14 protein-coding genes are annotated in these 14,786 nt (G+C 57.4%); 5 read left to right on the top strand and 9 right to left on the bottom strand.

What is annotated here, in order from left to right; all coding sequences use genetic code 11:
- Positions 1–76: 76 nt before the first annotated feature.
- The 4 genes from ACSQ13_RS02055 to ACSQ13_RS02040 are packed head-to-tail and all read left to right on the top strand — an operon-like array spanning position 77 to position 5,165.
- Positions 77–1,279, top strand: coding sequence for a serine hydrolase domain-containing protein (locus ACSQ13_RS02055; protein ID WP_295512366.1), 1,203 nt, complete (start codon positions 77–79; stop codon positions 1,277–1,279).
- Positions 1,276–3,234 (top strand): acetoacetate--CoA ligase, encoded by a 1,959-nt coding sequence (locus tag ACSQ13_RS02050; protein ID WP_295512367.1) that lies wholly within the window; start codon positions 1,276–1,278, stop codon positions 3,232–3,234. The genes ACSQ13_RS02055 and ACSQ13_RS02050 overlap by 4 nt, the downstream gene beginning before the upstream one ends.
- 3 nt (positions 3,235–3,237) lie before the next feature.
- Entirely contained in the window at positions 3,238–4,110 is an 873-nt protein-coding gene (locus tag ACSQ13_RS02045) for an acyl-CoA thioesterase (protein ID WP_295512368.1), read from the top strand.
- Positions 4,110–5,165: an amidohydrolase family protein gene (locus ACSQ13_RS02040; RefSeq protein ID WP_295512369.1), complete on the top strand. Its 1,056-nt coding sequence runs from the start codon at positions 4,110–4,112 to the stop codon at positions 5,163–5,165. Before ACSQ13_RS02045 ends, ACSQ13_RS02040 begins: the two co-directional genes overlap by 1 nt.
- 21 nt (positions 5,166–5,186) lie before the next feature.
- Here the strand turns inward: ACSQ13_RS02040 and ACSQ13_RS02035 are convergent, their stop codons facing one another.
- The 8 genes from ACSQ13_RS02035 to ACSQ13_RS02000 all read right to left on the bottom strand — a co-directional run bounded on the left by ACSQ13_RS02035 (position 5,187) and on the right by ACSQ13_RS02000 (position 13,028).
- Positions 5,187–5,558 carry a VOC family protein gene (locus ACSQ13_RS02035; protein WP_176248696.1) on the bottom strand — a complete coding sequence of 124 codons (372 nt, stop codon included), beginning with the start codon at positions 5,556–5,558 and terminating at the stop codon, positions 5,187–5,189.
- Positions 5,555–6,346 (bottom strand): SDR family oxidoreductase, encoded by a 792-nt coding sequence (locus ACSQ13_RS02030; RefSeq protein ID WP_176248697.1) that lies wholly within the window; start codon positions 6,344–6,346, stop codon positions 5,555–5,557. Before ACSQ13_RS02030 ends, ACSQ13_RS02035 begins: the two co-directional genes overlap by 4 nt.
- A gap of 9 nt (positions 6,347–6,355) precedes the next feature.
- Positions 6,356–7,123, bottom strand: a complete 768-nt coding sequence (locus ACSQ13_RS02025) for an SDR family NAD(P)-dependent oxidoreductase (protein ID WP_176248698.1) — start codon at positions 7,121–7,123, stop codon at positions 6,356–6,358.
- Positions 7,120–8,406 carry an acyl-CoA dehydrogenase family protein gene (locus ACSQ13_RS02020; RefSeq protein ID WP_295512384.1) on the bottom strand — a complete coding sequence of 429 codons (1,287 nt, stop codon included), beginning with the start codon at positions 8,404–8,406 and terminating at the stop codon, positions 7,120–7,122. The genes ACSQ13_RS02025 and ACSQ13_RS02020 overlap by 4 nt, the downstream gene beginning before the upstream one ends.
- A 57-nt stretch (positions 8,407–8,463) precedes the next feature.
- Complete coding sequence (locus ACSQ13_RS02015) at positions 8,464–9,243, bottom strand: enoyl-CoA hydratase-related protein (protein WP_176248699.1); 780 nt, start codon at positions 9,241–9,243, stop codon at positions 8,464–8,466.
- Entirely contained in the window at positions 9,240–10,532 is a 1,293-nt protein-coding gene (locus ACSQ13_RS02010) for a 3-hydroxyacyl-CoA dehydrogenase (RefSeq protein ID WP_176248700.1), read from the bottom strand. The genes ACSQ13_RS02015 and ACSQ13_RS02010 overlap by 4 nt, the downstream gene beginning before the upstream one ends.
- Positions 10,533–10,563: 31 nt before the next feature.
- Positions 10,564–12,255 carry a class I adenylate-forming enzyme family protein gene (locus tag ACSQ13_RS02005; protein ID WP_176248701.1) on the bottom strand — a complete coding sequence of 564 codons (1,692 nt, stop codon included), beginning with the start codon at positions 12,253–12,255 and terminating at the stop codon, positions 10,564–10,566.
- A gap of 305 nt (positions 12,256–12,560) precedes the next feature.
- Positions 12,561–13,028 carry a DUF3237 domain-containing protein gene (locus ACSQ13_RS02000; protein ID WP_176248702.1) on the bottom strand — a complete coding sequence of 156 codons (468 nt, stop codon included), beginning with the start codon at positions 13,026–13,028 and terminating at the stop codon, positions 12,561–12,563.
- A gap of 134 nt (positions 13,029–13,162) precedes the next feature.
- On the opposite strand from ACSQ13_RS02000, the gene ACSQ13_RS01995 reads away from it, so the two are divergent.
- Entirely contained in the window at positions 13,163–13,645 is a 483-nt protein-coding gene (locus tag ACSQ13_RS01995; protein WP_295512374.1) for a MarR family winged helix-turn-helix transcriptional regulator, read from the top strand.
- Between the two features lie 60 nt (positions 13,646–13,705).
- Here the strand turns inward: ACSQ13_RS01995 and ACSQ13_RS01990 are convergent, their stop codons facing one another.
- Positions 13,706–14,749, bottom strand: a complete 1,044-nt coding sequence (locus ACSQ13_RS01990) for a TRAP transporter substrate-binding protein (protein ID WP_255200090.1) — start codon at positions 14,747–14,749, stop codon at positions 13,706–13,708.
- Between the last annotated feature and the right edge of the window lie 37 nt (positions 14,750–14,786).

The raw sequence follows: 14,786 nt of genomic DNA, 5'->3' as shown, positions 1-14,786 counted from the left end.
TTCTGCCGGTTAGAAAAACGTCGCTTCTGGCGGCCTCATCCTCCTGAGGCGCTGATGCGTCTTAGGGGGATTTTTTATGGGTTTCGATAGTAATCGGCTGGGCCGTATCGGCGACTGGATGCAAAGCTATGTGGATCACAACCGTTTTGCGGGGTGTTCTGTATTGGTGGCGCAAGCGGGCCGCGAAGTGTATTTCAACGCGACCGGCCAGCGCGATGTGGAAGCAGGCAAACCCTTTGAGCGCGACACGATTGCGCGCATCTATTCGATGACCAAACCCATCACGTCGGTCGCGATCATGATGCTGGCAGAACGCGGGCTTTTCCATCTGGATGCCCCTGTGTCGGATTTCATTCCCGCCTTTGCCAATATGGAATGCCTGATCCCCCGCGCCACGCGTATTGGCCAGACCGAACCCTGCCAGACGCCGACCTTGCACCACCTGCTGACCCACACATCGGGGCTTAGCTATCCGTTCAACCCCGGTGTGCTGGCCAAGGCGATGGATGAACACGACATCCTGTTTCGCGCTGATCAGGGGTCACTGGCGGAAATGACCGACCGTGTTGCCGCCCTGCCGCTTGCCTTCCAGCCCGGCAGCCGTTGGGAATATTCGGTCAGCATCGATGTGCTGGGCCGTGTGGTCGAGGTTGTTTCAGGCAAAACGCTTGAGCAGTTTTTTGTCGACGAAATCCTTGGGCCATTGGGCATGGACGAAACCCGGTTTTCCGTTCCCAAAGGTGCCCAAGATCGCTTTGCCGCGCTTTATACCCCGCTGGCAGGCAGTGCCTATGCGCTGAACGAGGCGAAACCGTCTGAACCCACGTTGCGCTGTGTGGACCGTCCCGAACAATCGCCATTCCTTAAAGCTGAAATGCATTCGGGCGGGGGCGGTTTGGTTGGCACCATTGATGATTACCTCAAGTTTACCGAAATGCTGCGCACCGGCGGGGCTGGGCTGATTTCGCCAAAAACGCTGGATTTCATGATGCGCAACCACCTGCCCGGCGACATCGCGTCGATGGGTCCGGCCAGCTTTGCCGAACAACCGATGGAAGGCATGGGCTTTGGCCTTGGCGGCGCTGTTGTGATGAACCCCGGCCGCGTGCGTGTCCCGTCAAGCGTGGGTGACTTCAGCTGGGGCGGCATGGCTTCCACCTTCTTTTGGGTTGATCCGGTGCTGGATCTATCCGTTGTATTCTTTACCCAGCTTGCCCCGTCCAGTTCCTATCCTGCGCGGCCACAGCTCAAGGCCCTTATTCACGGAGCGATGACATGAACGATATCCTTTGGACCCCAACGCCAGAACGCTATGCCGCATCGACGATGGCCGCGTTCGAGCGTTTCCTGAAGGAAAAACACAACCTGACCTTTGCGGATTACAACGCCATATGGCGGTGGAGTGTGGATGATCTGGATGCTTTCTGGGGCGCGATCTGGGAATTTTTCGACGTAAAGGCCAGCGTGCCATGCACCAAAGTATTGGCAAAACGCCAGATGCCCGGTGCCGAATGGTGCCCCGGTGCCATGTTGAACTTCACCGATCAGATTATGAAGCACGTGGACAGCCAACCCGACGGGGACGCGCTGATCATGCAATCCGAAACCTTTGGTCGCAAGGTGCTGTCATGGTCGGACCTGCGCGCGCAAGTCGCCAGTGTTGCTGCGCGTTTGCGCGGCATGGGCGTCGAAAAAGGCGACCGCGTGGTTGCTGTGCTGCCCAATACCGAAACCGCGATGATCGCCTTTCTGGCAACGGCCAGTATTGGCGCAATCTGGTCTCTGTGCGCGCCTGATATGGGCCACGTCGCCATTCTGGACCGGTTCAAACAGATCGAACCCAAAGTGCTGATCGCTCAAGACGGCTATGTTCACGCGGGCAAAACCATCGACCGCCGCGAAATTCTGGCAGGCATCGAGGCAGAACTGCCGAGTCTCGCTCAATGCATCACCGTGCCTTTTGTCGGTGCCCTGCCCGCAGGCCATATCGCGTGGGATGAGTTGTTGCATGACAAGGCGGAATATTCCTCGACCCAAGTGCCCTTCGATCATCCGCTTTGGATCGTTTATTCGTCGGGGACCACGGGCAACCCGAAACCCATCGTGCATGGGCATGGCGGCATCATTCTGGAATCGTCCAAGCAATCGCTGCACCATGATTTCAAACGCGGCGGGCGCTATTGCTGGCTGACGTCTTCGGGCTGGATCATGTGGAATTCGCAGTTCACCGCCCTTGGCCAGGGTACCACTGTCGCGATGTTCGACGGGGCACCGAACCATCCCGACATGGGGGTGATCTGGCGATTTGTTGCGGATGAAAAGCTGGATTTCTTTGGCGCAGGTGCCGCGTTTTTCAGCGGCTGCATGAAGGCAGGCATCAAACCGCGAGAGGAAGTCGACCTAAGCGCGCTGAAATCGCTGGGGTCGACAGGATCGCCGCTTAGCTCTGACGCCTATGACTGGATTTACCGCGACGTCAAAGCCGATGTGTGGCTTGCCCCGATTTCCGGCGGCACCGATCTGGCCGGGGCTTTTGTGTTGGGGCACCCCGGCATGCCCGTGCGCGCAGGGGAAATGCAGTGCCGCGCGCTTGGCAATGCCGTGCGCGCCTTTGACGAAGACGGCACTGAATTGACCGGCGTTGTCGGCGAATTGGTCTGCACCGAACCGCTGCCGTCGATGCCGCTGTTTTTCTGGGGCGATGACGATGGCAGCCGGTTGCACGACAGCTATTTCGACACCTATCCCGGTGTCTGGCGTCACGGCGACTGGATCGAGATTAACGAAGAAGGCGGATCGGTGATCTATGGCCGGTCGGACGCCACGATCAACCGCAAGGGCCTGCGTCTTGGCAGTGCTGAAATCTATCAAGCGGTCGAAGGTCTTGACGATGTGATGGACAGCCTTGTCGTTGACCTCGAATTTCTCGGGCGCGAAAGCTTCATGCCGTTGTTTGTGGTTCCCGCAAAGGGCGTGGCGGTGGATGATGCGCTCAAAGACAAGATCAACGCAGCTATCCGCAAGAACGTGTCGGCCCGCTTTATCCCCAACGAAATCATCGAGGTCGCGGAAATACCGCGCACCCTTTCGGGCAAAAAGCTTGAGGTTCCGGTGAAAAAGCTGTTGCTTGGCCAAGATCCCGAAAAGGTCGTGAACCGCGATTCAATGGCCAATCCGGACAGCTTTGATTTCTACATCGCCTATGCCGCAAAGCGGGCGGCCCAAAAGGACTAATCCATGACAGATGCCGCCCACCAATTGCTTGAACTTCTCGACATCGAACAGCTTGAGGTCGACCTGTTTCGCGGCATCGGGTCGGGCGGCGAAACCACGACACGCATCTTTGGCGGCCATGTCATCGCACAGGCGTTGATGGCCGCCTATCGCACCGTACCCGACCGGATGTGCCATTCGCTGCACGCCTATTTCATCCGCCCCGGTGATCCGTCCATTCCGGTGATCTATCAGGTTGACCGCGCCCGCGACGGCGGCAGTTTCACCACCCGACGGGTTGTCGCGATCCAGCACGGGAAGCAGATTTTCAACCTCTCTGCGTCATTTCATGTGCAAGAAGATGGCTGGGATTACCAACACGCAATGCCGGATGTGAAAGGCCCCGAACATTGGCTGGACCGCCCCGACCTGCGCGAGCCGTATATCAACAAGATCCCCGAAGAATACCGCGATGATTTCCTGCGCGAACGCCCGATCGAAATCCGCGAAGTCGATCCGCGCGATCTGTTCGAGCCTGAAAAAACCACCGACAAGAACTATCTTTGGTTCCGGATGGAAGCAGCCAAGGGGCAATCGCCGATCATGCAGCAATGTCTGCTGGCCTATGCGTCCGATATGAACCTGCTGGGGTCGTCGCTGCGCCCGCACGGGCTGACGTGGTTTCAGGGCAAGGTGATGACCGCCAGCCTTGACCATGCCATGTGGTTTCATGCGCCCATCGATTTTTCAGACTGGCATCTTTACGAACTTGATGCGCCGTTCACGGGCGGGGCACGTGGGTTTAACCGCGGGCTGATTTACAACCAAAATGGCCAACTGGCGGCAAGTACGGCCCAGGAAGGCCTGATGCGTCCCTACAAGAAGAAAGAGACCTGATGACCCAGTCCGGTGGCCGCTATCCGGGGTGGCACCCGGGCATTGAACTGCGTGACGATTGGCTGGGGTTGGTGGATGAACCCATCATCGACCCTGACCGCGAAATCGTCGATCCGCATCATCACCTGTGGCGGCACGGCACCGATGAAAACCCGGCAGTTTACGAGATGGACGCGCTGTGGCGGGATACCGGATCGGGGCATAATGTTGTGCAGACAATGTACATCGAATGCCGGTCCTACTGGGATCTGGAGGCACCGGCACATCTGCAATCGGTTGCTGAAACACGCGAAGTCACGCGGATGGCAGCGACTGCTGGAGACGGGCAAGCCAAGATCGCCGGGATCATCGGGCAAACCGAACTGGTGCTGGACCCCGCGCTGCTGCACGAAGCGCTGGATGCGCACGCCGAAGCGGGACAGGGCTTGTTCAAAGGCATCCGCAATTCCGGTGCCCGCGATCCCGAACCCGCAACCCTTGCCATTCCGGGGCGCGGGGTGCCGAACCAATATGGTGACCCTGACTTCAGACGCGGGGCGGCGATACTGGGCGAACGCGGGCTAACGCTGGACAGTTGGCATTACCACCATCAGCATCAGGAATTTCTTGATCTGGCCTGCGCGGTTCCTGGCACGACGCTGATCCTTGACCACTTTGGCACCCCGCTGGGTGTTGGCCGGTTCGAGGGCATGCGCGACGAGATTTTCAAGGCGTGGAAGGATCACATGGCCGAGCTGGCTGAATGCCCTAATGTCATGGCCAAGCTGGGCGGGCTGTGCATGCCGGACAATGGTTATGGCTATATGCACCGCGATACGCCGCCTTCCTCGGATGAAATCGTCGAGGTGCAGGGCAAATGGTATGCGCATATGTTGGAAGTATTCGGGCCAAGCCGTTGCATGTTTGAAAGCAACTTTCCGGTGGACCGCACCGCTGTCAGCTATCCGGTGATCTGGAACGCGTTCAAGAAGATGTCAGCCAATCAGACGGAAGGCGAAAAGACGGCGCTGTTTTCCGGCACAGCGCGCCGCGTCTATGATCTGCCGCCCGCATAAAGCGGACGGCAGCGTTTTAGGTTAAGCGAACTTGAAAAAGCACAGCTTGTTGCCGTCATGGTCGCGGACATATGCGCCGTAGAAACGGTCGGGCACGCGCTGACCCGGAGCGCCGTCACAGGTCGCCCCCAGTTCAATCGCGCGGGCATAGATTTCATCCACTTCGGGCTTCGTCTCGGCCGTGAAGGCCACCATCACACCGTTGCCGGGGGTGGGGGCCTCTTTGTTGTAAGGCTCGCAAACCGCAATCATCGGTGTGCCACGGCCTGTGCCGATCATGGCGATGCGCCCTGCATCCACCAGCACTTTGGCACCTTTGCTTTCGAACAGATCGCAATAGAATTTTTTGGCGCGTTCCATGTCGGCAGTGCCAACTGTTGTGTACCCGATCATGAGGATGCTTTCTTGGGGTTGCGGATGTCACCAAACTGACGGTTCAGCTTGCGCATCCCGCCAATCCAACGATCATAATTGTCGGTTTTCTTGCGCATATAGTCCAACACCTGCGGGTGAGGGAGCACAAGGAACGTCTCGTTCCGGATGGTTTCTACACAGGCTTCTGCGACGGGTTCAGGCTCTAGCATGCCATCCAGAGCCGCAACAGATTCCTCGTGGCCACGGGTCATTTCGCTGCGCACCGCTTGTGGGCACAGCACCGAAACCTTGATCCCGTCATCACCATGGGTCATCGCCAGCCATTCGGCCAAGGCAACCGCCGCATGCTTGGTCACGCCATAAGGCGCGCAGCCGACCTGGTTCAGCAAGCCTGCCGCCGACGCGGTGTTCAACAGATAGCCGCCCCCGCGTTCGGTCATGCGGGGCACCAGATGACGTGCGGCCCAGACATGAGACATCACGTTGATATCCCAAATCCGCTGCCAATCGTCGTTGGATACTTCCATGCCGCCAGCCGTCAAAATCCCCGCGTTAGAGCAGAACAAATCAATCGGGCCAATATCAGCTTCGACCGCTTCGATCATATCCGCGATCTCTTGCTCGACGCCAACATTAACGCCAAACGCGACGCCGCCGATGCCATCAGCAACCTCTTGCGCGCCGTCCTTGTTCAGATCGACGCAAACGACTTTCTTGGCGCCTTCGGCAGCAAACCGAATGGCCATCGCCTTGCCGATACCACTTGCCGCACCGGTGACGACGATAATCTTGTCTTTGAGTTCCATATCAGCCCCTCACGTCCACATGTTCGATCCGCCACACACGGTCAGCGCCTGACCGGTCATGTAGCGGCTGGCATCAGAGGCCAGGAATACGGCAAGGCCCGCGAAATCATCAGGCTCACCCAAACGGCGCAGCGGGATGTCGTTTTTGATGCGCTCTTCGACTTCGGGATTGTCCCACAGTTCGCGCGCAAATTCGGTGCGAACAAGGCCGGGACAAATAGCATTAAAGCGGATGCCTTTCGGACCGAACTCAGCCGCAAGGTTGCGCACCAGCCCGATCAAGGCCAGCTTGGACATGCCATAGGTGCCCAGCATCACGGACGGTTTGAACGCCCCGATGGAGGACGTAAACGCCATCGATCCCGCGCCTTTTTCGACCATGTCAGGGGCAACCATCTGCGCCAGCCACAGGTTGGACTGCACATTGGCGTTCATGGTTTTCTGATAGGCATCGTCAGGGATTTCCGACGTTGGCCCGTAATAGGGGTTCACGCCGGCATTGCCGATCACGATGTCGATCTTGCCCGCAACTTTGTGGGTTTCATCGACCAAGGCTTGCAGCTGATCCTTGTAGCCCACGTTGCAGGCCACGCCGAATGCTTGGCCTTTGCCAAGCGCGTTGATTTCAGCGGCAGCAGCATCAAGCTGATCCTGCTTGCGCGCCGAAATGACAACAGTCGCCCCTTGTTCGGCAAGGGCCTTGGCCATCGCCAGCCCCATGCCTTTGGAGGCACCGGTTAACAGCGCCACCTTTCCGGTCAGGTCAAACAGGCTCATACGCCGCCCCGTGTCCGACCTGTTGCGATTTCTTCGCGGGCGCGGGATGTGCGCAGGTTGGATTCTTTGTAATCCTTGACCTCTGCGCGCGCGATCACGTGGTGGTGCACTTCATCAGGGCCATCTGCATAGCGCAGGGTGCGCTGCGCGGTGTACATGCCAGACAGTGGGGACCATTGCGAAATACCTGTGGCGCCGTGAACCTGCATGGCCTGGTCGATGATGTCGCATACCTTTTCTGGCACCATCGCTTTGATCATGCTGACCCAGATGCGGGCCTCTTTGTTGCCCAGCACGTCCATCGCCTTGGCCGCTTTGAGAACCATCAAACGCATGGCTTCGATTTCAATCTTGGCGCGGGAAATGGTTTCCATGTTCTTGCCAAGGTCGATGATCTTTTTGCCAAATGCCTCACGGCTCAGACCGCGTTCGATCATCAGATCCAACGCCTTTTCTGCCGCACCGATGGACCGCATACAGTGGTGGATACGGCCAGGTCCAAGACGCACTTGAGAGATTTCAAAACCCTTGCCTTCGCCCCATAGAATATTCGCTTCGGGGACGCGGACATTGGTGAATTTGATGTGCATATGCCCGTGTGGCGCATCATCATGGCCGAAAACATGCATCGGGCCTACGATTTCAACACCGGGTGTGTCGACAGGCACAAGGATCTGCGACTGCTGGCGGAAGGGTTCGGCGTTAGGCGATGTTTTCACCATTGTAATCATGATCTTACAACGCGGATCACCGGCACCGGAGATGTAATACTTCTCGCCGTTGATCACCCACTCGCCATTCTCAAGAACAGCCGAGGTGGAGATATTCTTGGCATCCGAGGACGCCATATCGGGTTCGGTCATCGCAAAGGCCGACCGGATTTCACCTGCCAGAAGCGGCTTGAGCCATTTGTCTTTCTGTTCTTGCGTACCGATGCGTTCCAATACCTCCATGTTGCCGGTGTCAGGCGCAGAGCAGTTCAGCGATTCAGCTGCCAGCGGGCTTTTGCCAAGCTCGGCCGCGATATAGGCGTAGTCGAGGTTCGACAAACCTTCGCCAGTTTCGGCGTTGGGCAAAAAGAAGTTCCACAACCCGCTTTCGCGCGCTTTTTTCTTGGCGGTTTCCAGCAGCTCAAGCTGACCTGGCCCATAGGACCAGCGATCGGCGCGGCCTTCGCCAAGGCGGAAATATTCATCTGTAATCGGATCGACGTTTTCGCGGATATGTTTGATCACGGCTGCCAAAAGCGGCTTGGCCTTTTCAGACATTTCCAGATTGTTCATTCCGGCCATTGCTTCGTTATGTGACATTCGGTGCCTCCCGGCTGTTAATTTCGGTTATTATTTATTGACCCAGTTGGGCTTACGCTTCTCGACAAAGGCTTGAACGCCTTCTTTGAAATCTTCGGTCTGTGCCAGTTCGCCTTGGACGACACGGCTGTACTCAAGGCTTTCAGGCAGGCCTTCGGCCACGTTCATGCTGTTCAAAATCCGCTTGGTCGCTTTGACCGACGACGGCGAGACAGAGCAAAGCTGTTCCGCCAGTTCCATCGCACGGGTCATCAACTGGTCGGCGGGCACCACTTCGTTACAACACCCCAGTTTCAGCGCTTCGGCAGCGTCGATGGTGCGGCCCGTCAGCATCAGTTCTTGCGCGGCAAGGCGCCCGATGTAGCGCGACAAACGCTGCACACCCGAGGCAGATGCGAAAAAGCCCACTTTGACTTCGGGCAAGGCAAACTTGGCCGTATCGGCGGCAAGGATAATGTCGCAAGACAGCGCGGTTTCAAACCCGCCACCCATGGCGAACCCGTTCACAGCAGCGATGATCGGCTTTTCCAGATCAAACCGCGAGGACAAACCGGCAAAACCCGTCGAGGCCAGTGTTTTCTTGGACCCGCCCGATGCCGTGGCCTTGAGGTCATTGCCTGCGGTAAACGCCTTGTCGCCCGCACCGGTCAGCACCGCGACCCACAGATCCTGGTCTGCGGCAAAAGCATCCCAGCAATCGCTCATTTCCTGATGCATTTCGGCATGAACGGCGTTGTACACTTCGGGCCGGTTCATGGTGACGATCAGGATATGACCCTTTTTCTCGGTCTTGATGAATTCATAGCTCATGTTTTCAGCCCTCCGGTATCAATCTCGGTGAATTTGCCGCCGCTTTTCGCCAGATCACGCAGCAGTCGCGCGGGGGCAAAGGCGGGGTCTTCGGCACCCAGACGTTCCATCACGTCCAGCACGGCCTGCGCACCGACCATGTCACCATAGAACATCGGACCACCCTTGTCGGCGGGCCAGCCATAGCCGTTCAGCCAGACCACATCGATGTCGGACGGGCGCTGCGCCTTGTTTTCCTCGAGAATTTTGACGGCCTCGTTGATCATTGGATAGATGCAGCTTTCGATGATTTCATCCGCTGACATTGACGATGCTTCAGCACCGGTAATGTCCTTGATCACGCGAGCCACCACGTCCGACGGGATCGGGCGGCGGGTTTCGTCATAGTCGTAGAAACCGGCTTTGGTCTTCTGGCCGCGACGGTCCATTTCGCACAGCGCATCGCGAATCGGGTTGTCGGTCTTGGCCCCTTTGGACCAACCGATATCCAGACCGGCAAGGTCTGACATCTGGAACGGCCCCATTTTAAAGCCAAAGGCATTCAACGCGGCATCCACATCCCAAGGCATCAAACCCTTGGCCAGCAGTTTATTCGCCTGAATTTGGCGCGCGAACAGAATGCGGTTGCCCACAAAACCAGGGCACACACCAACCAGTGCCGCGATCTTGTTGATCTTTTTTGCCAGATCCATCGAGGTCGCGACGACATCATCAGCGGTATGTTTCGCGCGCACAATCTCGAGCAGTTTCATCACGTTGGCAGGGGAAAAGAAGTGCAGCCCGATCACATCTTCGGGCCGCTTGGTCATCGCGGCGATTTCGTCGATGTTCAGCGCGGATGTATTGGTTGCCAGAATGGCACCCGGCTTCATCACGCGGTCAAGTTCGGTGAAAATCTTGCGCTTCAGCTCCATGTTTTCGAACACGGCTTCGATCACCAGATCGCAATCGGCAAGGGCAGAGATTTCGAGCTGGCCGTTGAAACGGTCCATGCGCGCTTCGACTTCGTCTTGCGGGAAACGGCCCTTGTCGCTGCTGCGCTGATAGTTGCCGCGCACGACTTTCAGCCCGCGATCCAGCGCCTCTTGGGTGGTTTCAACGATGGTCACAGGAATGCCCGCCGTGGCAAAGTTCATCGCGATGCCGCCGCCCATCGTGCCGGCACCGATGATGCCAACGGATTTGATCTCGCGCAGTTTCGTATCCGCTGGCAGGTCAGGAACCTCCCAAGCTGCTTTGCCAGCCGCACCAATATAGGCACCGATTTCTTCGTCTGTGGGGTGGTTCATCTGTCTTCCTTTCAGCAAAGACCCATGGGGCCTATAGGTTCAGACACGCGGCGCGGATCGCACGGCGGTCAATCTTGTCAGTGGCACCACGGATCAAAGGCCCGTCCTGGCACCACAAATGTTGCGGTATTTTGAATTTCGCGAGGTGGCCGTCCAGATGGTCGGCCATGTCTTCACAGCTCATCTTTTTGCCGTCGCGCATCTGGATCGCGGCACCCACGACTTCGCCCAGCCGTTCGTCTGGCACGGAAAAGGCACAAGCCTCGATCACGTCGGGATGCGTGTGCAGCGCCCCTTCGACATCCAGACAGGCAATGTTTTCGCCGCCGCGGATGATGATGTTTTTCTTGCGGTCCAGAATGGTAATGAACCCTTCTTCGTCGATTACGCCCAGATCACCGGTGCGCAGCCAGCCGTCTTGCATGGTTTCGGCAGTTGCTTCGGGCTTGTTCAGATAACAGCGCATATTGGCGGGGCTCTTGACGGTAATTTCACCCAGCTGGCCAACGGGTACATCATTGCCGTTATCATCCAGAAACCGCACATCTTGCAGCGGCGGGTGCAGTTTGCCGGCGGCATTGGGACGTTTGTTATATTCCTCGCCGACCATGCCGATCCCAAGGGCGTTGGTTTCGGTCATGCCCCAGCCTGTTGCAATTTCAGCGGCAGGAAACTGCCCTTGCAACTGCGCAACTTGCGCGGCGGGGCGTTTGGCACCACCAGCCCCCAACCATGTCAGCGTCGGCAGGGTCTCCCCCATCCGTTTTGCGGCCTCCAGCAGATCAGCTGATTGGGTCGGAACACCCAGAAAACGCGTGACTTTTTCACGGTTGATCACGCGCACCGCTTCCTCGGCATCCCATTTATGCAGCAAAGATATTTTGGCCCCGGCGGGCAGGCTGAGCAGGAACAAAGGATGGGTTGCTGTCACATGGAACAAAGGTGTGACGACCAAACCGGAAGGGCGCGGCGGTTCGGGATCGCCGGGTTGTGGCGGGTTGACCAAGGGGGCAGCGACCGCCTGAATAAGCCAGCTGAACACCGCACTGACGGCGCTGCGGTGGGTCTGCACCACGCCTTTGGGTTTGCCGGTGCTGCCAGACGAATACATCACGGCGAAATCATCATCGGTATCAATTGTGATCCCGTCGATGGGCGTATCGGGCATTTCGGCGGCCAGCGCGGTCAGGGAATGATCGGTCATCCCCTCGCCGTCACGCACACCGATCAAACGCAGGCCAAGGCTGCCTTGGAGCGGCAAAAGCCGTTCAAGTCGTGGACCATCGGCAAAGATCGTCTTCGCGCCACTGTCTTGCAGGGCATAATCCAGTTCTTCTGTGGTCCACCACGCGTTCACGAACACCACCACCGCACCAGCGGATGCAATGGCCAGCGTCAGCATCAACAGTTCGGGATAGTTGCGCATGGCAATACCAACGCGATCCCCTTTTTGGATGCCCAACGTATCGCGTAGGGCGTGGGACAGGCGATGCACCTGCGCGCAGAATTCATCATAGGTCCAGCGTTCGTCCTGATAGACTAGGAATTCGGCGGCACCATTGTCGTGCTGTTCGCGACTGGCCAGCATCAATGCGGCGACTGTGCCGGGAATATTCTTGAACGTACGGTATGTGACGCCGCGTACATCTGCCTCGACGACTTCGAAAACCGGATTGGTCTGAACTGTGTGGCGAATGGCCTCTTCCATGGTCATCGCCGTCATGAACGGCCACCCGACATTGGCAGTGCTTCCGATTTCCCGGACATATGAACCCCTCCCTAAACGAGCCTGTGCGGACACTCCTCCACGATTGTCCGCGACTCTGATTTGCGTAGCCTAAGCGTTAAAATCCAATCTGCCAATACCGCATAACGGAACGAAGTTCCGCAAACTGACATTTGGCAGGATTTGACGCGGTTCAGCCCCGCCCCATGCCTTGCATTTGCGCAATACGAGGGAAAATTGAACATGCTTGCCCCCGGAATGAAAGCACTTCTTTACGTCATTCCGGGATTCGGCCGCGAATTTCAGTCAATCGCAAAGAGCGACATTTGTACCAGCCCGTTCAGACGCGCGCCATTTCCGACAAACAATGTGTGGTTCACCCAGCCATAGCGGTCATCGCCGGTCTCGAGCCGCGCATGGGTGCGCATGTAATAGGCGTCCGGCGACACTTCTTCGCCGCGCACCAGCGCATCCAGCACCTCGGCAGGCCCGTGGCGGTAGCCGTAGTTCTTGATCTCGATGGTCGCCCCGTCATCGGTTTCAATCGCATAGCGGGTATCAAGTTCGGTCAATCCGCTGGCAAATTGGGTTTGCCAATCGGCCCCAACGTTCAGGATTTTACCGTTTATCGCAGGCCCTTTCGCAGTGCCCCCAACAATCGGGATAATCCGCCGAAGCCCGGCACGCCCGTGGTTCATGTGACGGATCGAGTCAAGCGTCACGGTTAGGTCGGTGACGTGACGCAGGGCAGGGGGCGGCAATCTTGACATAAATATCCTTGGGTAATGTCGGTGCAATCGGATCATGCAATGGCAGGGGCGCTACAAACAAGCCCCACCATAGGACTTGCTAAAAATCATAGGTTCGGAATACTGTTCGGTGTCAGAACATAACGGGGCAAATAATGACAAAACAAGCAGACTCTTCGACGGCCATCGCCCAAACTGACGATTTGTCGGCTGCGATCTGCGACAGTATTTTGCCCGATTTCACCGGATATCTGATCAAGCGCAGCTGGGTCACCATTCAGCGCGATCTGCGCGAACTGCTGTTGGGGTTCGACCTCAGCCAGCGCAGCATGTCGGTGCTTTCGGTGGTCATTGCCAACCCTGACATCAATCAAAGCGATGTGGCTGCCGCACTGTCCATTGAACGGTCCGGAATGGTTGTTATCGTGGACGAATTGGAAGGTCTGGATCTGATCCGCCGGGAACGCGCCTTAACAGACAGGCGCGCCTACGCCCTGCGTGCAACACTGAAGGGCCAGCAGGTTTTGGAAAAGGTACATGCGGCGATCATCGCGCACGAGGATCGTATATTTGCCAATCTCAGCAGCGCGGAACGCGAAAGCCTTCATGCGATTTTGCTGAAACTCGTCGGCAATTGAGTGCGGAAATAACCAAGCCGTGAGGTTCGGGGCGACCGTTTGCAAGCCGCCCCGACAGTATTACATTTTTGATTTTTCTTCGATCAACGCCTTGGCTTGATCAATCAATGCCTGACCGTCAAAGCCTTTGCCTTCGGCCTCGGCCACCCAACGCTGGATCACAGGCTGTGCTGCTTCCTTAAAGCGCGCCACTTCTGCGGCATCCAGTTCGATGATGTTGTTGCCGTTGTCGACCGCGATCTGACGACCGGGGGCATCATAATCAAGCATGACCTGCGCTGCGAATTCGCTGAGCGCAGCACCGGATTCTTGGTCGATCGCTGCTTTTTGCTCGGCGCTCAGGGACTCGTACTTGTCCTTGTTCATCACCAGCACGATCGTCGCGGTATAAAGCGATTCAGGTCCGGTAAATTCGGTGTGGTTGTTCACCAGCTCGGCCAGACGGATCGACGGGGTCACTTCCCACGGGATCACGGTGCCTTCGACCACGCCTTTGGACAGCGCTTCGGGGATACCGGGCAGGGGCAGACCAACAGGGGTTGCACCCAGTTCGGACAGCATGTCGTTGATCACCCGTGTCGGGCCGCGCAGTTTTTTGCCAGCAAGGTCTTCCAGCTTGGTGACGGGTTCCTTGGTGTGGATCACACCGGGGCCGTGCACCCATGCGCCCAGAACCTTCAGGTCCTTGTATTCACCAGCCTGCAAATCATCTTCGACCAGCTGCCAGAACGCTTTCGATGTGGCGACCGGATCGGTCATCATAAAGGGCAGTTCGAACACTTCGGTCTTGGGATAGCGGCCCGGGGTATAACCCACAACGGTCATCGACATATCAACAACGCCGTCAATCGCCTGATCCATCAATTCGGGCGGACGGCCACCAAGGGCCATGCCATCGAAATGTTCGATTTTCAGGCTGCCGTTTGAAGCCGCTTCAACACGTTCGCCCCATGGTTTCAGGATGTGCTTTGGCACTGTTGCCACGGGTGGCAAGAACTGGTGCAACCGCAATGTGGTTGTTTCGGCAGATGCTGTCGTGCCTGCAAACATGCCGCTTGCGAAAACACCCGCTGCCACGGTTTTAATCAAAGAACGTCTATTCATCGTTTCCTCCCAGAGTTGATGATGCAGCTTTGTGCTG

It is taken from the genome of Sulfitobacter sp. SH22 (genome assembly GCF_965641905.1).
Taxonomy (GTDB): domain Bacteria; phylum Pseudomonadota; class Alphaproteobacteria; order Rhodobacterales; family Rhodobacteraceae; genus Sulfitobacter.
Note: the sequence above shows the minus strand (reverse complement) of the source record. Positions and strands in the feature narration are given on the sequence as shown.

Excerpts from the sequence above, each read along its gene's own strand:
- ACSQ13_RS02025 (WP_176248698.1), bottom strand. The coding sequence starts at position 7,123 with ATGAGCCTGTTTGACCTGACCGGAAAGGTGGCGCTGTTAACCGGTGCC.
- ACSQ13_RS01995 (WP_295512374.1), top strand. The coding sequence starts at position 13,163 with ATGACAAAACAAGCAGACTCTTCGACGGCCATCGCCCAAACTGACGAT.
- ACSQ13_RS02015 (WP_176248699.1), bottom strand. The coding sequence starts at position 9,243 with ATGAGCTATGAATTCATCAAGACCGAGAAAAAGGGTCATATCCTGATC.
- ACSQ13_RS02000 (WP_176248702.1), bottom strand. The coding sequence starts at position 13,028 with ATGTCAAGATTGCCGCCCCCTGCCCTGCGTCACGTCACCGACCTAACC.
- ACSQ13_RS02050 (WP_295512367.1), top strand. The coding sequence starts at position 1,276 with ATGAACGATATCCTTTGGACCCCAACGCCAGAACGCTATGCCGCATCG.
- ACSQ13_RS01990 (WP_255200090.1), bottom strand. The coding sequence starts at position 14,749 with ATGAATAGACGTTCTTTGATTAAAACCGTGGCAGCGGGTGTTTTCGCA.
- ACSQ13_RS02055 (WP_295512366.1), top strand. The coding sequence starts at position 77 with ATGGGTTTCGATAGTAATCGGCTGGGCCGTATCGGCGACTGGATGCAA.
- ACSQ13_RS02010 (WP_176248700.1), bottom strand. The coding sequence starts at position 10,532 with ATGAACCACCCCACAGACGAAGAAATCGGTGCCTATATTGGTGCGGCT.
- ACSQ13_RS02045 (WP_295512368.1), top strand. The coding sequence starts at position 3,238 with ATGACAGATGCCGCCCACCAATTGCTTGAACTTCTCGACATCGAACAG.
- ACSQ13_RS02035 (WP_176248696.1), bottom strand. The coding sequence starts at position 5,558 with ATGATCGGGTACACAACAGTTGGCACTGCCGACATGGAACGCGCCAAA.
- ACSQ13_RS02020 (WP_295512384.1), bottom strand. The coding sequence starts at position 8,406 with ATGAACAATCTGGAAATGTCTGAAAAGGCCAAGCCGCTTTTGGCAGCC.
- ACSQ13_RS02030 (WP_176248697.1), bottom strand. The coding sequence starts at position 6,346 with ATGGAACTCAAAGACAAGATTATCGTCGTCACCGGTGCGGCAAGTGGT.
- ACSQ13_RS02005 (WP_176248701.1), bottom strand. The coding sequence starts at position 12,255 with ATGACGGCGATGACCATGGAAGAGGCCATTCGCCACACAGTTCAGACC.
- ACSQ13_RS02040 (WP_295512369.1), top strand. The coding sequence starts at position 4,110 with ATGACCCAGTCCGGTGGCCGCTATCCGGGGTGGCACCCGGGCATTGAA.